Here is a 20,264-nt window from a genome sequence, read left to right as displayed (position 1 = left end):
ATGTTCGATCCCGGTTGGAATCCCCTGCACGGCGCCCCCTCCTATCCAGCGGAACGCTACGCTACCCTGGCCGACAGGATCGGCGGCGTCTTGCAGAGCCGCAACGATATATTGCTTGTGCAGGCCGAGGCGGTGGTGGCGCTGGAGGCGGTAGCCGCCAGCCTGGCGCGTCCGGGCCTTTCAGTTGTCAATATCGTCACCAGCCCCTATGGCGGCTGGTTCGGGCAATGGCTGCGGCGGGGCGGTGCCACGCTCCACGATATTATTGCCGAGCCGGGTCTGCCGATCGACATCGAGGTGGTCGCAAAGGCACTCGATCTCGCGCCTCACATCGACGTCCTCGCCATGGTTCACGCGGAATCGGCGAGCGGCATCTTGAATCCGCTGCCCGAGATCTTGGCGCTTGCCCGTGGCCGCGGCATCGTCACCATCGTCGATGCGGTCGCCTCGATCGGCGGCCATCGGCTCGAGATCGATAGTCTCGGGATCGATGTTGCGGTAATCGGGCCACAGAAGGCGCTCGGCGGCCCGGCCGGCGTTTCAGCGCTCTCCGTCAGCAGACGCGCCTGGGATCTCATTCTCAGGAAAGGTGGGCCGCGCGACTCGATCCTGTCGCTGGCCGATCTGAAGAGCTGGGTCGATGATCGCAGGCAGGGTCTGCCGGGAACGCCGGCACCGCTGGAATTCTTTGCGCTTGAAGCTGCGCTCGACCGCATCGAGGCCGAGCGTCTGGAGAATGTCATTGCCCGCCATGTGCTGGCAGGCTCGGCCACGCGGGCTGGACTTGCCGCACTGGGCGTTGCAACCTGGGTACCGGCGGCAAAGGCTTCCAATCTGGTGACGGCGGTGCGGGTGCCGGAAGAGCTGGGACCAGCAGCGCTAATCGCGACCGCCAGACGCCTGGGCGTTGAACTCGCCGCAGGTGTCGGAGCCGCCGCCCATCTCGTGCGCCTCAACCACACGGGGCCGCGCGCCTCATTCCAGACGGTGCTCTCGAATGTCGTTGCCTACGGCGCTGCCCTCAGGCAGGCAGGTCATGCCGCCGATATCGCCGCCGCTTCAGAGGCCATAGCGGTAGCTTATGGTCGCTGAACGCGATGCGGGTCTTGATAATCGCGGCTTGGCAAGGCAGGAGAGTGACATCGCGGAGATTAGATGCAGATGACGAGATTGGCGGATTCGCAGGGCCTGGAGATTTCGCATGAGGGGCATCGCACCCGTCTGAAATGGCACCGGCTGCGCAAGCGGTTTGCCGATCCCCTGTTCTCCGCCGAGGTGATGGCGGAGGGTTTTGCGGCAGGCGCCTCGATGGAACTCGATCTGCGCGTGCGTGCCGACGGCGGCTTCGCCGTGCTGCACGACAGGGAGCTCGAAGGTGAAACGACGGGCCGTGGACCAGTCGCTGCCAGGAACGTTGCCGACCTCCGCGATCTCAGGATGAAGGACGGCGCCCGGCCGCTGATCCTTAGCGAGGATCTTGCCGACATGATGCAGGCAACGCATCCGGCCGCATTGCTGCAATTCGACATGAAGGACGATTACGAAGCTATCGGCACCCGTGGAATCGAGCATCTTGCCGTGCATTTCCGCAATATCACCGCCTCGGTGATCGTCAGCGGCGGCAGTCTCGACCTCATCGTGGCAGTCAAGGAAAAGCTTCCGCATCTCATGCGCGGGATCGATCCGACCGACAAGCTTTACGATATCCGACAGGCCAGCGGCTGGAGGGCGGCCGAAATGGAACTGCGCGCCGACCTGCGCGGTCCGACCGAACCTGACACGATCTATCTCCACTGGCAGTTGATCCTTGATGCCGCCAAGGATGGCCTAGACCTGATCGGTCTCTGCCGGGACGAAGGCAAACGCGTCGATGCATGGACCTTCACCCTGACAGATCCGGAGGCTGGATTCAGCCAAGAGGAATGGCGCGGCTTCTCGACATTGATGGCCCTCAAGCCGGATCAGGTCACCACCGATGAAGCGCCAGCGACCGAACGCGCCTGGCGCCGGCGCATGACCGGCTAGCCTGCGACCATCAGCCCTGCGGTCTCAAGGATGAAGGCGAATTCGCCGGCGAGCCCGGGCGCGTGGGCGACGACGGGTCCACCCTGCGCGAGTAGGCTGCCGACCGGCGGAATCGCGACTGTCGCGCCGGCTTCTTCAGCGATCAGCGCACCGGCGAGCATATCCCAGGCATTGAGGTGACGTTCGTAACAGAGGTCAGCGGCGCCCTCGGCGACGCGCACAAGGTCGATGGCGGCTGCGCCCATGCGCCGATAATCCATGCCGCGCTCATGTAGTCGCCTGGAGAGCGCGAGATACTCGTCGAAGCTCGTCTTGCGCGAATGCCCGAGAATGATGAGCGCACTGGCGGGATCGGCAGTCGTCGCCGCATGGATCGGCAGCCCATCCTTGAAGGCGCCGCCGCCGCGAACAGCGTGACAGACTTTATCCTCAGCAGCGTCGTAAACGACGCCGATCTCGACCTTGTCGCCGACGACAAAGGCGATCGAAACGCCCCAATAACGGAACCCCCTGATATAGTTGGTCGTGCCGTCGATCGGATCGACGACCCAGGTGCCGGCTCCTTCCGATTGCCCGCCGCTCTCTTCTCCCATGAAGGTATCGTCCGGGAAGCGCGAGATGAGCCCCTGGCGGATCGCCTGCTCCGCTCTCCCGTCGGCGATGGTGACGAAGTCCTGCAATCCCTTACTTTGAACGGCGAGAGTGCCGGGATCCGACTCGCGCCGGAACCTGGCTGTCTCCCGTCCAACCTCGAGCGCAACAGCAATGGCGGCCTCAGCCCGTGCACGGATGGCAGCGGCGTCGAATGCGGCATTCATCAGGCGGTCCTTCTTCTTATCAATGTCACCGGCGTGGACTCGACACGCGCCGTCAGCTCCGGTTCGGCCATCCGGCTGATCAGCAGGTCGACGGTTTGTTCTGCCTGGATGTCGCATGGCTGGCGGATGGTCGTCAGGTCGTAGGCGGTCCACGCGGCCTGGGGGATGTCGTCATGGCCGATAATGCGGAGCGGCGGCGTCTCGTCGCGGCTCCTGCCCTGCATGACTCGGTCGATCACCCCGCAGGCCATGTAGTCATTGGCGCAGAACAGCCCATTGATGCCGGATGCGGCCAGGTCGGTTGCCGCGTCATAACCGCTCCGATAGTCGTTGATTTTGACCTGCAGGAACTGCCCCTCAACGCCAAGCTGCTTGCAACGGGCGATGAAGGCCTCGCTGCGACGTCGCGCCGTATAGGATCTGGCCGGGGCGGCCATCACGGCGGGCTTACGCACGCCGCTATCGATCAGATGGCTGGCCGCCAGATGACCCGCCATGCTGTCGTCGGAAATGATGCGGTCGACAAAAGGAATGTCGTTGCCCTTGTTGATCAGCACGATCGGCACGCCTTCGGCCGCGCATTGTTCGCAGATTTCGGTCGGCGGTGCGTCCGATGTGACGATGACGCCTGACACGGCGTAATGCAGCAACTGGCCAATGACCGTTGAAGTATCCGCCTCCTGTGAGGTTGGCAGCAGGATCGGGCGGAAGTTACGGGCGAGCAGCGCCCGGGACAGATGCTCGATCTGCAGCGTGCGGAACGGGTTGTCGAAACCCGCGGCGACGAGACCGACGAGATCGGAACGCTTGTTGGTGAGGCTTCGCGCAAGATAATTCACTCGATAGCCGAGTTCCTTGGCGGCCTGATAGACCTTCTCGCGCGTTTTCGGCGAAACGCTGGCATCCGGCGTGAAGGCGCGCGATACGGCGGCGCGCGAGACGCCGGCCACCCGCGCCACGTCGAAGGAGGTTACCTTGCGCGGTCCCTTGTCCTTGTCAGCCAAGTGCTCTCTCCTTCGTCGGCGGCGGCCGCATCAGATCGGGCAGATCGGTGCAGATGCCGAGAACCGGGAGTTTCATGAGGTCATCGAGAATGGTCCGCCGCTCTTCGTGCCAGAGCACGATCTCGCGGCCCACCTCGAAGGCACGATGCAGCAGCGACTCGGTCACCAGATCCTGCGGACGCTCCCCTGCCCTTTCCCAGCAGAGATGGAGGATATCTGCGCCGGCCTCATCACCGAGAGCATGCGGGTCGTGGCCGACACGGATCAGCACCGAGAGCGGAAAATCGCAGGCAGCGTCCCTGAGTTCGCGCACCTGAGCGGTATCGAAGGAGCCAAGGCAGGCAAAGCGCTGGTTCATTTCGACAAGGTGCTGCCAGCATCGGATGCCGGTCCCCGGCGCCTTGAGCTCGACATAGAGGCCGGTCCCCGTCTCTCGAGCGAGAGCGGCGACCTGCGAAAAGCTCGGCACGTCGACGCCGTCAAGGTCGGCAAGCTCCGCCGCCGTCATTTCCGAGATGCGCCGGTCGATGCCGTAGACCCGGTCCAGATGGTCGTCATGCGAGACGACCACCACGCCGTCGCCGGTCAGCTGCGTGTCGAGCTCCCACATCTCCGCGCCGAGTTCGGCTGCGCGGCGGAACGCGGCGATAGTGTTTTCGCGTTCATGGCCGCTGGCGCCGCGATGGCCGATGCAGAATGGAAGCCGGCCCTTGGCCGTCGGCCAGCCATAACGTTCGAAGAAGGTCGAAAAATCGCGGGTCATCAGAGCCTCGTTCCGTTCTCGTCGAAGACGAACACGCCGCGGCTGTCGATCCCCCAGGCGACATCGTCGCCGACGTGAATATCGTTGCGCGCCGGCTGGATCGAGCGTAGCAGCGGCCCGCCGGCAAGGCGCACGTCGTAAAGATTCTCTCGCCCTTGCGTTTCGGCGAAGGTGATCTTGCCAGAGACGGCGATATCGCCGGCCGGCGTAAAATGCTCCGGCCGGACGCCAAGCATCAGCTTGCTGCCTTCGGCGGCGCCGATCGCGTCGGGCAACGGCACCCGGATCTCACTTTCCGGAATTGCGAAAGCGCCTTTTTCCATGACGCCGCGCAGGAAGGTGATCGGCGGATTGCCGAGAAAACCGGCGACGAAGGCGGTCCTCGGATCGTTGTACATCTCGGCCGGCGTGGCGATCTGGACGATCTCGCCCTCTTTCATTATGGCGATACGGTCGCACATGCTCATCGCCTCCACCTGGTCATGGGTGACGAGGATGGCGGTGATGCCGGTCTCGCGCTGCAGGCGTCGGATCTCCGAGCGCATTTCAAGGCGCAGCTTGGCGTCGAGGTTGGCGAGGGGTTCGTCGAGCAGCAGCACGTCGGGCTTGCGGATCAGTGCCCGGGCCAGCGCCACACGCTGCTGCTGGCCGCCGGAAAGCTCGGCCGGCCGGCGGCTCATCAGATTGCCGATGTGAACCAGGGCTGCGATACGATCGACCTCTTTGCGGATCTCGGCGGCAGGCGCGCCCTTGACCTTCAGAGGAAATCCAATGTTCTCGGCAACCGTCATATGCGGGTAGAGCGCGTAGGACTGGAAGACGACACCGACATTGCGGGCTTGGCTCGGCAGGTCCGTGACATCCCGATCGCCGAAAAGGATGCGTCCGCCGGTCGGCCGGTGGATGCCGCAGACTGCAAAAAGCGTCGTCGACTTGCCGCAGCCGGACGGGCCAAGCAGCGCCAGCATCTCGCCGCCGGCGACCTCGAGCCGCATGTTCTCGATGACCTTGGTGGAGCCGAAGCTCTTCGAGAAATTGTCGAGGAGGATGCGCATCAGCCTTTGCTCCCGCCGCCGTAGATGTTCATGAGGTATTTGTTGAAGAGCGCGTAAGCGATCAGCACCGGAATGAGGTAGAAGAGGCCGACAGCCTTGAACATGTTGAAATCGTAATTGTTGTCGTCGGCAAGGAAGCCAGCGAGATAGACCGACAGCACCTGCACCTGGTTGCCCGGCGCCAGCACCTGCGGCAGGATGAACTCGCCCCAGCCGGACAGGAAGGAGAACAGGCCCAGCGCCATGATGCCGGGCTTGACCTGCGGCAGCACCAGGCTGCGCCAAACCCTGAAACGCGATGCGCCGTCGACGACGCCGGCCATTTCGATTTCCCAGGGCACGGTGTCGTAGAAGCCTTTCATCAGCCAGATACCGAGCGGCAGGTCGATCGCCGCCTTCACCAGGATGACGCCGATCAGCGAGTTATAGAGGCCTATCATCTGCAGCACGATGAAGATGGCGATGATCAGCGTCACGGACGGGAAGGCATGCAGCACCATGACGCCGGCAAGGAAGAAGCCACGCGCCGGCACGTTCAAGCGCGAGAGCACGTAACCGGCCATCGACGAGACGATGAGCACGACGCTGGTGGTGCTGGCTGCAAAGAGCAGCGTATTCACGGTCACCTGCCAGATGTTGGCTTTGCCCGGCGTCGTCTGCCACAGGAAACGCCAGTGATCGAGCGTCAGGCCCGACGGCAGCAACGCGTCCTGCTGCTTTATCGTCACGGTGTCGAGGAAGAGATAGACATACATCAATAGCAGCGGCAGGCTGACGATGGTAAGCGCCGCCATGACGGGCCAGCTGCTGTAATTTGCCGAGGGTTGGGATCGTTCGGCCATGGTCAATCCTCGATCAGGGGCTTGGCGACAAGCGTGCGGTAGTTGAAGACTCGCAGATAGAGGAGCGACAGCATCACGCCAATGACGACGAGCACCAGCGCCATGGCGGCTCCCAGCCCGTATTCGAGATTGCCGGCATAATTCCTGAGCGCGGTGTGATAGGCGGAGAGCGCCCAGACCTCGGTCGCGTTGCCCGGCCCGCCATTGGTGGCGAGCAGGATTTCATTGAAGGAGGCGAGCAGCGACAGCGTCTGATAGCAGGTGACGAAGAGGATCGGCCAGCGCATCTGGGGCAGGATGATGTAGCGGATCTGCTGCCAGCGTGAGGCGCCGTCGACCTCGCTCGCATAGAACTGGCTCTTCGGGATGGCCTTCATCGCCGACGAGAACACCAGCATGCCCATCGAGGCGCCGATGAAGCCGTTGATCAGCACGACGAAAGACCAGGCATTATAGGCGGTATCGAGCAGATAGTTCTTCGGGGGGTAGCCGAATTTGCCCATCAGGATGGAGATGAAGCCGCTGTCCCAGGCGAGCCACTTCCACAACATGACGTAGATGACGACGGGCGTGATGCGCGGCAGGAGCCAGATGCCGCGAAAGATCGAGGCCGGCGTCGCAGGCATGTAATGCGTCCAGATGGCAAGCAGCAGAGCATAACCGACGTTGAAGAGCATCAATACTAGCGCGACATAGAGCACGGTATTGAAAAGCACACGCGCCATGTCGGGCGATCTGGTCATGCGTGAGAAATTGTCGGTCGTCCAGGTCCAGCCGGTATAGGTGGTCTTGGCGACGGTTTCCTTCTGCTCCGGCGTCAGCTTGAACCCCAGTCCGTCCAGCGACGAAAACAGCTGTTCCTTGCTGTCGAAGCGCGTATTGAGGACGGAGCGGTTGAACTGTTCGGAGATCTGTTTGACCTCGCGCGTCGAAGGTCGTTCGGCAAGATCCTTGATCATACGTTCGGCCTCGCGCCGCGTCGCAAAGACCTCGCCGGCGTGCTTGGCACGCAACTCCGCCGCGATCGCAGGCGCAAGGCCGAGGCTCTCCACGGCCTTGAGGCCGGCTTCGTCGATCGTGTAGCGCGGCTCGGCCAACTCGGCCGCGATCTCCGGCATCACCGATTTCAGCGTGACCAACGAATTGGGTGCGATCTGATAGACGCCTCCTGAAATGCCGGTCGCCGTGGTCATGTTCGTCATAGAAAAGACTGCCGTCAGAACGACCGGCATCAGGAAGAAAAGCACGATCATAATCGCCGCAGGCGCGATCATCACCAGGCCGAGCGCTCTGGACGATTTCATGGAAGCCTCCTCGAAGGGATCGATCGGGCGGCGGGTCGCCGCCGCCCGGAGGGACGCTTCGATCTTAGCGGATGACGATCTTGTCGCCGAGCGTGCTTTTCAGCTCGCTTTCGGCGTCGCCGACTGCAGCGTCGACTGCCTTGGCGCCGGTCCAGGAAGCTTCGAGGTTCTTCCACATGATGTTCCAATAGGTGCCGAAATCGGAATTGTTCGGCATCGCGTTGGCATGCGGCAGCAGGCGTTCGGTGGCTTCGCGGGTCCAGCGGTCGGCGGAATAGAAATCGACCTGGGACTCCGCCTCGGAAATGCCGAGATGGGCTGATTTGACCGCATGCAACGCATTGGTGCGGGGCTCAGAGGCGATCTTGACCAGCTGGGCAGCGATCTCCGTATCATCCTGGCTGTGACCTGCGGTCAGGAGATAGACGAGCGGATGCGTCAGCGTATTGGCCTTGCCACCTTCGCCAGCCGGTATCAGCGTGAAGATCACGTTTCCGAAGAAATCCTTGAGGCCTTCCTGGTTGACGAGACGGGCATAGTGCCAGGTGCCGCCGTCCCAGATGCCGGCCTTGCCGGTGGCGACTTCCTTCCACCACTGGTCGCCCGGCATGCCGATGTGGTTCTTCTTGGTGACGCCTGCTTTAACGGCGTCGGCAAAGAACTGATATGTGCGTGTCATCGCGGCCTTGTCGAAAACGAGCTTGCCACCTTCTTCCATCGTGCCGCCGAAGCTGGTGTAGAACTGCCAGTAATCCGGACCGTTGCTGGTGCGCGGATAAAAGCCGTAGCCGGGCTGGACGAGGCCTTTGTCCTGCATCTTCTTGGCGTCTTCGAGCAGGTTCTTCATCGTATACTTGCCGTCCTGCACGTTCTGAGGCAGGGCGTCGAGATCGGCGTCGCTGTAGCCGATCGCCTTCATGTAAGGCTTCCAGAAGAACATCGGTCGGGATTCGGCATCCTGCGGGATGCCGTAGACGGTGCCGTTGTAGGAGGCAATCTTCAGAAGATTTTCGTAGATGCCGTTGAGCGGCCAGGAATCGAGGTCGACATAATCCTCGATCGGAACGATCAGGCCGGATTGCGACCAAGGCGCGATGTCCTCATGGCCGCTGACGACGATGTTCGGGGCGGTCTTTGCTTCTGCGGCAAGGGTCAAGGCCTGTTTGAAGTCTTCCCAGGCGCTATAGGGCTTCTTCTCGACGGTGATTTTCAGATCTTCGCCCTTGAGGGCGGCTTCGCGCTGCAACTGCTGAGCCGCGATCTCGATGGCATCGAGACGATAGACGTCGTTCGGGCCGGTGCCGCCGGCCCAGACGCTGATGGTGACGTCCTTGGCAAGTGCGAATACGGAGGTCGAGGCCAGGATGGCAGCCGCGACAGTAAGGGATTTCAACGTCGGCAAAATGGTCATCTTCTTCATCTCCCCAGAAGAGCAGTGTGAGGCCTCTTTGACGGGTCATCACTGGTGTTGACGACCGCTTCGAAAAGCCCGCGAAAACGTGACGAGTCCCGCTCTATGGGCTTGTTGTAACGGCCGAATGACAAAATTGAGCACGTGTGCAAAATTATTATGACGATGTCCGCGGCACTTGCAAGCGGCGGTGTTCGGCGAGCATCTTTTATGCTTCAAATTGCGCCTTTCCTGGTCTAGCATCCGATCCATGAGCCTTGAATCCGTCCGCGCCTTCTTCGGCACCCACGCACCCGACATCGAAATCATCGAAACCGCCGAGAGCTCCTCGACGGTGGCGCTTGCCGCCGAAGCCCATGGCGTTGAGCCCGCCCAGATCGCCAAGACGATCTGCCTGCGCGTCGGCGAGCAGATGATGCTGGTCGTTGCCGGCGGTACGGCACGGCTCGATAATCGCAAGTTCAAGGACACTTTCGGGGCCAAGGGGCGCATGCTCGATGCCGAAGAGGTCATGGCGGTGACCAGCCATCCCGTCGGCGGTGTCTGCCCGTTCGGCCTGCCCTCACCGCTGCCTATTTATTGCGATATTTCGCTGAAACGCTTCGATGAAGTGGTGCCGGCGGCCGGCTCGACCAATTCGGCCGTGCGCATCGCCACAGGAAGGCTGGCCGAGCTGACCGGCGCCAGCTGGGTCGACGTCTGCCAGTAAAGCGGCCGAAATACTTCAAACAGAAGAAAGACGACCTATATTCTATCCCGACATGCCGTGATTGTGCATGACAGGAGACCAGGAATGCCGAGTACCGTTTCGCGTTTTGCCAAGATGGCCGCCATTGCCGTACTGACGAGCGCTACCGTTTTTGCCACGATCAGCGATGCCGATGCGCGCCGCGCCGGCGGCTTCGGCGGGTTCGGAAGCCGTGGCACCCGTACTTTCAGCGCGCCTCCGGTTACCCGCACGGCGCCTGCCCCGGCTGCCCCCATTGAACGCTCGATGACGCCGCGCCCGCAAACCACCGCCCCCTATGGCACGCAGCAGCCCGGCTACGCCCAGCAGCGCCCGGGTTTCTTCAATGGCTTCGGCCGTTCGATGATCGGCGGCCTGATCGCCGGTGGCCTTCTCGGCATGCTGCTCGGCCACGGTTTCGGCGGCGGCTTCGGCTTCCTCGGCATGCTGCTGCAGATTGCCTTGATCGGCGGCGCCATCATGTTCGCCATGCGCTATTTCGCCAACCGCCGCCAGCCCTCTTACGGCATCGGCGGCCAGAGCCGGTCCGCCGGCCAGTCCTTCAACATGGCGCCCACGAACAATTCGTCGTTCCAGATTCCGGCGATCGGCTCGGGCGCCGGTTACGGCGGGCAGTCGCGCCGCGATCACCCGGGCGACGAAATCGGGCTGACCCAGTCGGATCTCGACCAGTTCGAGGAGTTGCTGACTAAGGTGCAGACCGCTTACGGCGCCGAAGACTACAGCACGTTGCGCCGGCTGACGACGCCCGAGGCCATGTCCTACCTGGCCGAGGAACTGGGAGAAAACGCCACCAACGGCGTGCGCAATCGTGTCTCCGACGTCAGGCTGCTGCAGGGCGATATTGCCGAGGCCTGGCGGGAGAACGGCCAGGAATATGCGACGCTTGCCATGCGTTATTCCTCCATCGATGCCATGGTCGAACGCGACAGCGGTCGTGTCGTTTCCGGCGACGACCGCCGTCCGAGTGAAAGCATCGAAATCTGGACCTTCGTGCGCAAGCCGGGCGCGGATTGGAAGCTCGCTGCGATTCAGGGCACCGGCCAGCGCGCCGCCTAGAAAAACCAGCCACTATGGATGCCGCCAAGCTGACAACCAGCTTGGGCGGCATTTCTAATTCACTGCCACCGGCTTGGAGCGCATGCGGGAGACGGTCTCGCGTTCGGCCCGCTTGCAGCGCATCGGCGGCAGACCGCGATCCATCAGGTCCATGTCTTCCAGTACCATGTCGCCCATCTTCTTGAAGGCGCTGTCGAGCGCTCCGGCCCGGTGCGCCGAGCGGATGAAGCCTTTCAGGCTGCGTACCGGATGATCAGACGGCAGTGGCTCCTCGGGGTAGACGTCGCTCGCCGCAAGGATATGGCCGGACGCCACGGCCGCCATCAGCGCATCGAAATCGACGACGTCGGCGCGGCTGAGCAGGATGAAGGCGGCGCTCCTGCGCATGCTAGCAAAGGCGTCAGCGCCAAGAAAACCCTTGTTTTCACTGGTGACGGCCGCGACGACGAAGACGAAATCGCTCTTCGTCAGCACATCTTCAAGGCTCGCAGGTTCGACGCCGTTTTCCTCGAGGATCGAGCGCGGCAGCCAGGGATCGAACACCCTGATGCGCGCTCTGAAGCCGGAAAGGACCCGGCGCAGCGCCTTCCCGAGATCGCCGAAGCCGACGATGCCGATCTCGGAACCGGCGATCAGCCGCGCACCTGCATTGCCCTCCCCGCCCCAAAGCTCGCTGCCTTCGCGAAAGGCGACGTCCGCATCGATGATCCCGCGCGCCAGCGCGAGCGCAAAGCCGAGCCCGATTTCGGCGACCGGCTCGGCAAAGACCTGGCCTGTCGTCACGACATGGATACCGCGCTCGAAGAGCAGGTCATAGGGCATGTTGTTCAGAAGATTGCTTTCGACGTTGAGGATCGAGCGCAGAGCCGGCATTCTGGCGAGCGTTTCGGCCGAAAGCGGCGGCTGACCGATGATGTAGCGGGCCCGGCCGAGGATTTCGTCGCCGAGACCGGCGATATTCTCCGGATCGGCTTCGACGATCTCGTATTTCGCATGCAGTTCGGTGCGCGCCTTGTCGCTGAAGATCAGGTCGAGCGTGCGCGGCTCGGGCGCGCTGATCGCCAGCGGTCGTTCGGCATTCGTCATGGACATCTCCTCCATCGCGGCGGTAGGCGCCGCCTCTGCTCTTCGATTGATAGCTCCTGTGCGAAACGCTTTCCAGTTCGTGATGCTTCGCTACATCGCATGGAAGCGGCGACGCTGTCGAAAGCGGCATTTGCCTATCAGATAAGCAATTGAATCGCCTTGTTATTTCTTAGAGTTTTCGTTGACGACGTAAATTCCTTGAACTAGCCTGCGCGCACGTCTTTGCTGGCCGCCGCCACATACCGGAAAACTTAAGAGGGGATCGAGCAATGAAATCAGCATTCAAGAGCAGCTTGCTGGCTTTGGCCGCCATCGCGCTTCCTGCCGTCGCCTCCGCCCATCCCGCGATCGGCGAAGCGGCGGGTTTCAGCCATGGCTTTGCCCATCCGATATCCGGCCTCGATCATATCCTCGCCATGGTGATGGTCGGCGTTTTCGCCTTTCAGCTTGGCGGCCGCGCCGTATGGCTTGTGCCGACGACCTTCGTTCTGGTGATGGCACTCGGCGGTCTCCTTGGCGTCTCCGGTATCAATGTTCCCTTTGTTGAAACCGGTATCGCGCTTTCAGTCGTCGTGCTTGGCGCCGTTGTGGCGTTCAATGTCAAGGCGCCGCTCGCCGCAGCGGCCGGTATCATCGGCATTTTCGCCATTTTCCACGGTCATGCGCACGGCGCTGAAATGCCGGAAAATGCTGCTGGCGGCGCCTATGCCGCCGGTTTCATGGTCGCCACGGCACTGTTGCACGCCGCTGGCCTCGCGCTTGGCTACGCCGTCGGGCACGCCGGCAAACGTCAAGGCGTGTTGGTGACGCGCACGGCCGGCAGCCTTGCTGCCCTCGCCGGCGTCGGCCTCCTGTCCGGCTTGATCTGAGCCTGACGCCATCCCAGCTGGCCCCGCATGGGCGGCCGCACCTGATATCGCAGTCACCAAACGCCCGGTAACACCTTGCCAGGCGTTTTTTCGTCGCCTCGCAAATTGCTACAGCTTGATTTAAGTCAAATCCATCGGCGCCGGGGCAGGCTATATATGGTGCACGATCAACGAACCGACGGGCATCCAAATTGACGCAGGGCCGTCTTGCAGATTGTCGGCCGGGTCCGAAAGTCTGTATATTAGTTTCAGAAATTTCTGAAATCACAGACGCCACGGAAACGACCATGAATCTTCCGCCTCTTGTCCAGTCCTTTGTTCTCCATTTCGGCGAAATGGGCTCGCGCTGGGGGATCAACCGCACAGTCGGCCAGATCTACGCCCTGCTCTTCGTCTCCCCTGCACCGCTTTGCGCGGAAGAGATCGCCGATTCTCTCGGCATCTCGCGGTCCAACGTGTCGATGAGCCTGCGTGAATTGCAGGCCTGGAACCTCGTCCTGCTCAAGCACAAGCCGGATGACCGCCGCGATTTCTTCACCACGCCGGATGATGTCTGGCAGATATTGCGGACGCTCGCCGAGGAGCGAAAGAAGCGGGAAGTCGATCCGACGCTGTCGGTTCTGCGCGAGATCCTGATGCAGCGCCCTGCCAGCGAAGCCGAGCGCTATGCCCAGGAGCGCATGGGCGAGATGCACACGCTGATCGAACAACTGACCCATTGGTATGAAGATGTGAAACAACTTGAAACGGAAAGGCTCGCAACGTTACTCTCGCTTGGCGCGAAGGTGACAAAGCTTCTGGAGGCCAAGGACCGGGTCGTCTCGCTCGGCCGAGCCCGCCGGCCGAATCCTGCGAAAAAGAGTTAGCGCCATGGGCACTGCTTTCTTCGACGCGACAAACGAAGTGGAAATCCGGCCGCGCAATTGCGAGCCGCTATCACCGCACGCCGACGCGGGAAAAGGCCAGTTGCGCAATGCGGCGATGCTGCAGGCGCTGGCCGCCGCCTTCTGGATCCCGGAGGCGGGATTGCTGGCCGTGTCGGTCGATCGTATTGCCGATGGCGGCGGGCTGCACGACGTACTTTGGCTGGCCTTCGGCATCCTCGCCCTTGGATTGATAAAAAGCTGTCTGGAGGCGGCTGGCGGCCGTCTGGCCTTCCGCGCCGCACGCACGGAACTCACTCGCAAGCGCCAACTCGCTGTCGCTGCCCTTTCCCAATCGTCGCCGACCGACCGCAGCCGGCCGGCATCAGGCAAAGCCGCAAGCGTCACCGGCGAACAGGCCGAACTCATCGTGCCCTATCTCGCGCGCTTCCAGCCGGCACGCATCAAGGCGAGCCTTGTGCCGTTCGTCATCCTTGTCTTTATCCTGCCGGTCTCCTGGATCGCCGCTCTGCTCCTGCTGCTTGCCGCGCCGCTGATCCCCATCTTCATGGCGCTGATCGGCTGGCGCGCCCAAGCGGCAAGCGAAAGACAGCTTGTCGCAACCGGGGGTCTCAACGGCTTCCTGCTCGATCGGCTGCGCGGACTGACGACGATCCGCGCGCTCGACGCAGTCGATGCAACGGCGGGGCGGCTGCGTCACGAGGCGGAATTGCTGCGCGCGCGCACCATGTCCGTGCTGAAAATCGCCTTTCTGTCCTCGGCTGTGCTCGAGCTTTTCGCAGCACTCGGCGTAGCGATGATAGCCGTCTATGTCGGCTTCAGCCTGCTCGGCGAAATCCGCTTCGGAACCTGGTCAGGCGGGCTCGATCTGCAAGAAGGCTTGTTCATCCTGCTGCTCGCGCCCGCCTTCTTCGAGCCGCTGCGTGAACTCTCGGCCGTCTGGCATGACCGGGCGGCCGGTGAATCGGCGCTGAAGGCCCTGGATGCGCTTGCCGCCGATGGCCTGCCGATCCACGGGGCGGCTGAGGCCGCGGCACCCGCTGGCGGCGAGGCTCCTGACATCTACCTCGAAAACCTTGCCTTCCGTTACGGCGCCGACGAGCCGCTTGTCCTCGACGGCTTCAACCTTAAAATCGCTGCCGGTGAACATCTGGCGCTGCTCGGCGCCAGCGGTTGCGGCAAGTCGACGCTTCTTTCGCTGATATCAGGGCTGGCGCCATGTGGCGGCCGCATCGTCGTCGGCGGCATCGAACTTCGGGATGAAACTGCCGCCAGCCTGAGGGGTGCGATGGCATGGATCGGCCAGAAGCCGCATATCTTTGCCGGCACCGTCGCGGCCAATATTGCGCTCGGAAGGCCCGGCATCTCACGCGGCAATGTGGCGGACGCGCTCGATGCCGCCAGCCTCGGAAAGGTGGCCGACGCCTATGGCAGCCGGCCGCTCGGAGAAGGCGGGATCGGGCTTTCCGGCGGCGAGGCGCTGCGGCTTGCGATCGCGCGCGCGGCCTGCAATCCGCATCTGAAGATCATTCTGGCCGATGAGCCGACCGCCCATCTCGACGCCGCCACCGCGGCTGATGTGGCAGAGAGCCTGCTTGCGCTCGCACGGGGCCGTACCCTCGTCGTTGCGACACACGATCCGCAGCTTGCCGCTCGCATGCATCGAACTGTCCGCATCGACACCGATTTCGTCATGAGGGAGGCCGCCGAATGAGTTTCCTTGTTGCAGACATCAGACCGATCCTCATTCTGTTCTTTGCCGAGCGCCGGCGCGCGCTGCTGCTCGGTGCTGCGCTTTCGGCAGCGACGGTGACGGCGGGCATTGCACTGCTGGGCCTGTCCGGTTGGTTCATCACAGCCACCTCGCTTGCCGGCCTTTCGGCCGCGGCTGCCATGACCTTCGACGTCTTTGCGCCGGCTGCCGCCATTCGCCTGCTCGCCATCATCAGGACAGCGGCTCGCTACGGTGAAAGACTTGCCACCCATGAGGCGACGCTCGGTGTGCTCGCCGCGCTCCGCGAGAGGCTGTTTCGCGGCTTTGCCGAACCGGGTGCCGCCCGGGCTCTCTTGCGCCGCCCCGCGCGGTTGCTCTTCCGGCTGACGGCCGATATCGATGCGCTCGATTCCCTTTATCTCCGCATTCTCGTGCCGGCCGCCGTCGCAATCGGCGCAGCACTGGCTGCGAGCGTGGTGCTGGGGCTGATGCATCCCTTGTTCGGCCTATCCTTCGGCCTCTTTCTCGCCGGCGCCGGCCTCGGCCTGCCATGGATCGGCGGCCGCGCGGCGCGCAAGCATGCCCGCCGGCGCGCCCATGGCATCGAGGCACTGCGCTCGCGGACGATCGATCTCGTCGCCGGCCAGACCGACCTGCTGATGGCCGGCCGGCTTGAGGCCCAGAGGAGCGCGATTGCTGCTGCCGACAGCTATGCCGCTCATGCCGATGACGGGCTGAATCGCGTCGAAACCGGTCTGATCTTCGGCTTCGGCCTCGTCTCGGCCTTTCTGCTCACGGCTTCGTTGCTTGCCGTGGCGGTGCTTGGAGAGACGAAGGCGATCACCGCGCCTGTCGCGGCCCTCGGCCTGCTCGTCGCCTTGGCGGCCGTCGAACCCTTCGCGGTGCTGCGTCGCGGCGCCCTGGAACTCGGCCGGACGCTGCTGGCAGCGAGACGCATCTCGCCAAGGCTTGCCGCCGCGGCGGCAACCGAGCCATTGGCGCTACCGATGCCCGGATATGCCTTTGCACTCGCTGGCGCGTCCGCCTTCCATGAAAATTCCGCGGTGCCTGCTCTTGAGAGCATCAAGCTCGCGCTACGGCAGGGCGAACGGCTGGCAGTCATCGGCGCGAGCGGCGCGGGCAAATCAAGCCTGCTGGCTCTGCTTTCCGGCGAATTGCCTGCGAGGTCGGGAAGCGTCGCCGCAGTGACGGCGACCCTGCTGACGCAACGGACGGAACTCTTCGAGGATAGTCTGCGCGGCAATCTGCTTCTTGCCGATCCGGATGCGAGCAAGGCCCATCTGCACGATGCGCTTGCCGCCGCCGGCCTGCTGGCCGATGTCGATGCCATGCCGCAAGGGCTTGAGACGCGGCTCGGCGAAGGCGGCCTCGGCCTGTCCGGCGGCCAATCGCGCCGGCTGGCGCTTGCCCGACTTTTCCTGCGCGATACGCCGCTCTGGCTGCTAGACGAGCCGACCGAAAGCCTCGACGGCGCCACCGCCCGCGATGTGCTCCAGCGCCTGTCGGCGATGGCAGTGGGCCGCTCGCTTGTCATCGCGACCCATATCCGCCGCGAGGCCGCGATTGCAGACTGCGTCGCCGTCATCGAAGGCGGCCGCATTTCAGAGATTTCGCGCCGCGGAGAGGCGGCGTTCGAAAAGGCGCTCGACCGGCTTCGGCCGGATTGAGCCAGAGCCGCATGCCCTCAGGCGCCAGCCGGCGCTGAGGAACGCTCCGTACCCCGTGGGACCGTGGGAGAAAGACAATGGAATTAGATATCGTCGCGCTATCGCGCTTCCAATTCGCGCTGACGGCGCTTTACCACTTCCTGTTCGTGCCGCTGACGCTCGGCCTTTCCGTGCTGCTCGCGATCATGGAAACCGTCTATGTCATGACCGGCCGCCAGATCTGGCGGCAGATGACGAAATTCTGGGGGACGCTGTTCGGCATCAATTTCGTGCTCGGCGTGGCCACCGGTATCGTCATGGAATTCCAGTTCGGCATGAACTGGAGCTATTACAGTTACTACGTCGGCGACATCTTCGGCGCGCCGCTGGCGATCGAGGGCCTGATGGCCTTCTTCCTTGAGGCGACCTTCGTCGGACTGTTCTTCTTCGGCTGGGACAAGCTGTCGAAGGTCGGCCACCTCGTCGCCACGTGGGCGGTGGCGCTCGGCTCTAACTTTTCCGCACTCTGGATCCTCATCGCCAACGGCTGGATGCAGAACCCGGTGGGATCGGCGCTCAATCCGCAGACGATGCGTATGGAGATAACAAGCTTCTTCGACGTCGTCTTCAATCCCGTCGCCCAGGCGAAATTCGTCCATACGGTGTCGGCGGGTTACGTCTGCGCTTCGATCTTCGTGCTCGGCGTCTCGGCCTGGTATGTGATCAAGGGCCGGCACATCGAACTGGCCAAGCGCTCGATGACGGTGGCGGCATCCTTCGGCCTCGCCTCGGCGCTGTCGGTGGTCGTGCTTGGCGACGAGAGCGGTTATCTCGCGACCGAGAACCAGAAGATGAAGCTTGCCGCGATCGAAGGCATGTGGAAGACCGAGCCGGCACCGGCCGCCTTCACCGCCTTCGGTTTCCCCGACCAGGATGCGCGTGAAACACATTTCGCCGTGCATATCCCGTGGGTCATGGGCCTGATCGGCACGCGGTCGCTGACAACAGAGATTCCCGGTATCGACAAGCTCGAACAGCAGGCCGAAACCCGCATCCGCGACGGCATCAAGGCTTACGATGCGCTGATGCAGATCCGCGCCGCACCCGCCCAGGATCAGGTGGCCCAGGAAGTGCGCAGCTCTTTCGAGGATCTCGGCCATGATCTCGGTTACGCGCTTCTTCTGAAGCGCTATGTCGACGATCCGCGTCAGGCGACCGACGCGCAAATCGCTCAGGCGGCGCGCGATACCATCCCGCACGTGCCGACGCTCTTCTGGTCCTTCCGCATCATGGTCGGCCTCGGCATCTTCTTCATCCTGCTGACATCAACCTTTTTCTGGCTGTCGGCGCGGCGCCACCTCGACAAGTATCCGCTGCTTCTGAGGATTGCCGTTCTAGCGATTCCCCTCCCCTGGGTCGCCATCGAGCTTGGCTGGGTGGTCGCCGAATTTGGCCGCCAGCCCTGGGTGATCGAAGGCGTGCTGCCGACGGCGGCGGCCGTCTCAAGCCTCGGCGCAGGCACCGTGCTTCTGACGATCATCGGTTTTGCCGCGCTTTACACGGTGCTGATCGTCATCGAGATGAGCCTGATGATCAAGGCGATCCGCCAGGGGCCGGAACCGGACGACGAGCCGGAAGCCGTCCTGATTTCCGAAACCCTCGTCCCGGCCGCGGAGTGACCTGCCATGATTCTCCATGAACTCCTCGATTATGAAACCCTGCGCGTCATCTGGTGGCTGCTGCTCGGCGTCTTGCTGATCGCCTTCGCGACAACCGGTGGATTCGATCTCGGCGTCGGCACGCTGCTGCCTTTCGTCGCCAGGACCGATACGGAACGGCGCGTGGCGATCAACACGATCGGCGCCACCTGGGAAGGCAACCAGGTCTGGCTGATCCTCGGCGGCGGCGCCATCTTCGCCGCCTGGCCGCCGCTCTATGCGGTCTCCTTCTCAGGCTTTTACCTCGCAATGTTTGCGATCCTGTTCGCGCTCATTCTGCGTCCGGTGGGTTTCAAATACCGGTCAAAGCGGGACAGTTCGCGCTGGCGCAACGGCTGGGACTGGGCGCTCTTCATCGGCGGTTTCGTGCCGGCGCTGATCTTCGGCGTCGCCGTCGGCAATGTCCTGCAGGGCGTGCCCTTCCGCTTTGCCGACGATATGCGGATTTTCTACGAAGGCTCGTTCTTTGCCTTGCTCAACCCCTATGCGTTGCTCTGCGGCCTGCTCTCCGTCGCCATGCTGACCATGCATGGCGCGGCCTGGCTGGTGCTGAAGGCGCGCGGGCCGGTTGCGGAACGGGCGAGGAGTTATGGCAGCATCGCCGCCCTTGCCGCCATCTTGCTGTTTGCCCTCGGGGGCCTCTTCCTGTGGTTCGGTGTCGGCGGCTACCGTATCACCAGCGATATAAGCCCGATCGGACCTTCCAATCCGCTGCTGAAAACGGTGGTGATCGAAAAGAGCGCCTGGCTTGCCAACTACACCGCCCATTCCTGGATGATCCTGGCACCCGTCCTCGGCTTTGCCGGTGCGGCATTGGCCTTCATCGCCATGCGGGCAAGGCGCGAGGTGATGACGCTGCTCTTCAGCAAAGTCGCGATCTTTGGCATCATTTCGACGGTCGGTCTCTCGATGTTCCCGTTCATCCTGCCCTCCTCGCTCGATCCGCGATCGAGCCTGACGGTCTGGGATGCATCCTCCAGCCATATGACGCTGTTCATCATGCTCGTGGTGTCGGTAATTTTCCTGCCGATCATCTTTGCCTACACCGCCTGGGTCTACAAGGTTTTGTGGGGCAAGGTCGACGAGAAGTCCGTCACCGACAAGAACAGTCACGCTTACTGAGGGAGACGAAACGATGTGGTATTTCGCATGGATCCTCGGCCTGCCGCTGGCAGCCGCCTTCGCCGTCCTCAACGCCATGTGGTACGAGCTGATGGACGATGCCGCCAGAAAGAAGGCGTCAGAGGCGCAGAAGTAGACATGGAAAGGGCGCGGTCCGAAGCCGCGCCCCTCCCCT

General features: G+C 62.9%; 19 protein-coding genes. 11 read left to right on the top strand and 8 right to left on the bottom strand.

The window, feature by feature from the left end; all coding sequences use genetic code 11:
- Together CO660_RS16480 and CO660_RS16475 are read left to right on the top strand one after the other, a co-directional pair.
- Positions 1–1,092, top strand: a complete 1,092-nt coding sequence (locus CO660_RS16480; RefSeq protein ID WP_097599611.1) for an aminotransferase class V-fold PLP-dependent enzyme — start codon at positions 1–3, stop codon at positions 1,090–1,092.
- A gap of 63 nt (positions 1,093–1,155) precedes the next feature.
- Positions 1,156–2,025 (top strand): glycerophosphodiester phosphodiesterase family protein, encoded by an 870-nt coding sequence (locus CO660_RS16475; RefSeq protein WP_097599610.1) that lies wholly within the window; start codon positions 1,156–1,158, stop codon positions 2,023–2,025.
- Here the strand turns inward: CO660_RS16475 and CO660_RS16470 are convergent.
- The 7 genes from CO660_RS16470 to CO660_RS16440 form a co-directional block, all read right to left on the bottom strand.
- Positions 2,022–2,843 carry an inositol monophosphatase family protein gene (locus CO660_RS16470; protein WP_097599609.1) on the bottom strand — a complete coding sequence of 274 codons (822 nt, stop codon included), beginning with the start codon at positions 2,841–2,843 and terminating at the stop codon, positions 2,022–2,024. The two genes, CO660_RS16475 and CO660_RS16470, sit on opposite strands and share 4 nt — an antisense overlap.
- Entirely contained in the window at positions 2,843–3,847 is a 1,005-nt protein-coding gene (locus CO660_RS16465; protein ID WP_097599608.1) for a LacI family DNA-binding transcriptional regulator, read from the bottom strand. The genes CO660_RS16470 and CO660_RS16465 overlap by 1 nt, the downstream gene beginning before the upstream one ends.
- Entirely contained in the window at positions 3,840–4,610 is a 771-nt protein-coding gene (locus CO660_RS16460) for a glycerophosphodiester phosphodiesterase (protein ID WP_097599607.1), read from the bottom strand. The genes CO660_RS16465 and CO660_RS16460 overlap by 8 nt, the downstream gene beginning before the upstream one ends.
- Positions 4,610–5,665, bottom strand: coding sequence for an ABC transporter ATP-binding protein (locus tag CO660_RS16455; RefSeq protein ID WP_097599606.1), 1,056 nt, complete (start codon positions 5,663–5,665; stop codon positions 4,610–4,612). The genes CO660_RS16460 and CO660_RS16455 overlap by 1 nt, the downstream gene beginning before the upstream one ends.
- Positions 5,665–6,507 (bottom strand): carbohydrate ABC transporter permease, encoded by an 843-nt coding sequence (locus tag CO660_RS16450; protein ID WP_085781561.1) that lies wholly within the window; start codon positions 6,505–6,507, stop codon positions 5,665–5,667. The genes CO660_RS16455 and CO660_RS16450 overlap by 1 nt, the downstream gene beginning before the upstream one ends.
- A 2-nt stretch (positions 6,508–6,509) precedes the next feature.
- Entirely contained in the window at positions 6,510–7,811 is a 1,302-nt protein-coding gene (locus CO660_RS16445) for a sugar ABC transporter permease (protein WP_097599605.1), read from the bottom strand.
- Positions 7,812–7,875: 64 nt separating this feature from the next.
- On the bottom strand, positions 7,876–9,222 hold the full coding sequence (locus tag CO660_RS16440) for an extracellular solute-binding protein (RefSeq protein WP_097599668.1): 1,347 nt from the start codon (positions 9,220–9,222) through the stop codon (positions 7,876–7,878).
- Between the two features lie 250 nt (positions 9,223–9,472).
- Here CO660_RS16440 and CO660_RS16435 point away from each other — a divergent pair, with 250 nt between their 5' ends.
- Both CO660_RS16435 and CO660_RS16430 read left to right on the top strand, forming a co-directional pair.
- Entirely contained in the window at positions 9,473–9,931 is a 459-nt protein-coding gene (locus CO660_RS16435) for a YbaK/EbsC family protein (RefSeq protein ID WP_085781564.1), read from the top strand.
- Between the two features lie 84 nt (positions 9,932–10,015).
- Positions 10,016–11,029, top strand: a complete 1,014-nt coding sequence (locus CO660_RS16430; protein WP_097599604.1) for a Tim44 domain-containing protein — start codon at positions 10,016–10,018, stop codon at positions 11,027–11,029.
- A gap of 54 nt (positions 11,030–11,083) precedes the next feature.
- Here CO660_RS16430 and CO660_RS16425 read toward each other — a convergent pair whose 3' ends face one another.
- Positions 11,084–12,115: a hydroxyacid dehydrogenase gene (locus CO660_RS16425; RefSeq protein ID WP_097599603.1), complete on the bottom strand. Its 1,032-nt coding sequence runs from the start codon at positions 12,113–12,115 to the stop codon at positions 11,084–11,086.
- Positions 12,116–12,384: 269 nt separating this feature from the next.
- On the opposite strand from CO660_RS16425, the gene CO660_RS16420 reads away from it, so the two are divergent.
- The 7 genes from CO660_RS16420 (at position 12,385) to cydX (ending at position 20,225) form a co-directional block, all read left to right on the top strand.
- The gene (locus tag CO660_RS16420) at positions 12,385–12,984 is read left to right on the top strand and encodes a HupE/UreJ family protein (RefSeq protein ID WP_097599602.1); all 600 of its coding nucleotides are present in this window, start codon (positions 12,385–12,387) and stop codon (positions 12,982–12,984) included.
- A gap of 287 nt (positions 12,985–13,271) precedes the next feature.
- On the top strand, positions 13,272–13,850 hold the full coding sequence (locus CO660_RS16415; RefSeq protein WP_097599601.1) for a GbsR/MarR family transcriptional regulator: 579 nt from the start codon (positions 13,272–13,274) through the stop codon (positions 13,848–13,850).
- A 4-nt stretch (positions 13,851–13,854) separates the two neighbouring features.
- Entirely contained in the window at positions 13,855–15,582 is a 1,728-nt protein-coding gene (cydD, locus tag CO660_RS16410) for a thiol reductant ABC exporter subunit CydD (protein ID WP_097599600.1), read from the top strand.
- Entirely contained in the window at positions 15,579–17,270 is a 1,692-nt protein-coding gene (locus CO660_RS16405) for an ATP-binding cassette domain-containing protein (protein WP_097599599.1), read from the top strand. The genes cydD and CO660_RS16405 overlap by 4 nt, the downstream gene beginning before the upstream one ends.
- Before the next feature lie 77 nt (positions 17,271–17,347).
- Positions 17,348–18,928 (top strand): cytochrome ubiquinol oxidase subunit I, encoded by a 1,581-nt coding sequence (locus CO660_RS16400; protein ID WP_097599598.1) that lies wholly within the window; start codon positions 17,348–17,350, stop codon positions 18,926–18,928.
- A 6-nt stretch (positions 18,929–18,934) separates the two neighbouring features.
- Positions 18,935–20,089, top strand: a complete 1,155-nt coding sequence (gene cydB / locus CO660_RS16395) for a cytochrome d ubiquinol oxidase subunit II (RefSeq protein WP_097599597.1) — start codon at positions 18,935–18,937, stop codon at positions 20,087–20,089.
- A 13-nt stretch (positions 20,090–20,102) separates the two neighbouring features.
- Positions 20,103–20,225: a cytochrome bd-I oxidase subunit CydX gene (gene cydX, locus CO660_RS16390; protein WP_085781573.1), complete on the top strand. Its 123-nt coding sequence runs from the start codon at positions 20,103–20,105 to the stop codon at positions 20,223–20,225.
- Positions 20,226–20,264: the final 39 nt, after the last annotated feature.

Origin of the sequence: Rhizobium sp. L9 (assembly GCF_002531885.1) — a bacterium.
Lineage (GTDB): Bacteria > Pseudomonadota > Alphaproteobacteria > Rhizobiales > Rhizobiaceae > Rhizobium.
This window is presented reverse-complemented; position numbering and strand designations above follow the sequence as displayed.

Bases quoted from the DNA above. Each gene is read 5' to 3' on its own strand.
- CO660_RS16480 (WP_097599611.1), top strand. From the start codon at position 1: ATGTTCGATCCCGGTTGGAATCCCCTGCACGGCGCCCCCTCCTATCCA.
- CO660_RS16475 (WP_097599610.1), top strand. From the start codon at position 1,156: ATGCAGATGACGAGATTGGCGGATTCGCAGGGCCTGGAGATTTCGCAT.
- CO660_RS16470 (WP_097599609.1), bottom strand. From the start codon at position 2,843: ATGAATGCCGCATTCGACGCCGCTGCCATCCGTGCACGGGCTGAGGCC.
- CO660_RS16460 (WP_097599607.1), bottom strand. From the start codon at position 4,610: ATGACCCGCGATTTTTCGACCTTCTTCGAACGTTATGGCTGGCCGACG.
- CO660_RS16455 (WP_097599606.1), bottom strand. From the start codon at position 5,665: ATGCGCATCCTCCTCGACAATTTCTCGAAGAGCTTCGGCTCCACCAAG.
- CO660_RS16450 (WP_085781561.1), bottom strand. From the start codon at position 6,507: ATGGCCGAACGATCCCAACCCTCGGCAAATTACAGCAGCTGGCCCGTC.
- CO660_RS16445 (WP_097599605.1), bottom strand. From the start codon at position 7,811: ATGAAATCGTCCAGAGCGCTCGGCCTGGTGATGATCGCGCCTGCGGCG.
- CO660_RS16440 (WP_097599668.1), bottom strand. From the start codon at position 9,222: ATGACCATTTTGCCGACGTTGAAATCCCTTACTGTCGCGGCTGCCATC.
- CO660_RS16435 (WP_085781564.1), top strand. From the start codon at position 9,473: ATGAGCCTTGAATCCGTCCGCGCCTTCTTCGGCACCCACGCACCCGAC.
- CO660_RS16430 (WP_097599604.1), top strand. From the start codon at position 10,016: ATGCCGAGTACCGTTTCGCGTTTTGCCAAGATGGCCGCCATTGCCGTA.
- CO660_RS16425 (WP_097599603.1), bottom strand. From the start codon at position 12,115: ATGACGAATGCCGAACGACCGCTGGCGATCAGCGCGCCCGAGCCGCGC.
- CO660_RS16420 (WP_097599602.1), top strand. From the start codon at position 12,385: ATGAAATCAGCATTCAAGAGCAGCTTGCTGGCTTTGGCCGCCATCGCG.
- CO660_RS16415 (WP_097599601.1), top strand. From the start codon at position 13,272: ATGAATCTTCCGCCTCTTGTCCAGTCCTTTGTTCTCCATTTCGGCGAA.
- cydD (WP_097599600.1), top strand. From the start codon at position 13,855: ATGGGCACTGCTTTCTTCGACGCGACAAACGAAGTGGAAATCCGGCCG.
- CO660_RS16405 (WP_097599599.1), top strand. From the start codon at position 15,579: ATGAGTTTCCTTGTTGCAGACATCAGACCGATCCTCATTCTGTTCTTT.
- CO660_RS16400 (WP_097599598.1), top strand. From the start codon at position 17,348: ATGGAATTAGATATCGTCGCGCTATCGCGCTTCCAATTCGCGCTGACG.
- cydB (WP_097599597.1), top strand. From the start codon at position 18,935: ATGATTCTCCATGAACTCCTCGATTATGAAACCCTGCGCGTCATCTGG.
- cydX (WP_085781573.1), top strand. From the start codon at position 20,103: ATGTGGTATTTCGCATGGATCCTCGGCCTGCCGCTGGCAGCCGCCTTC.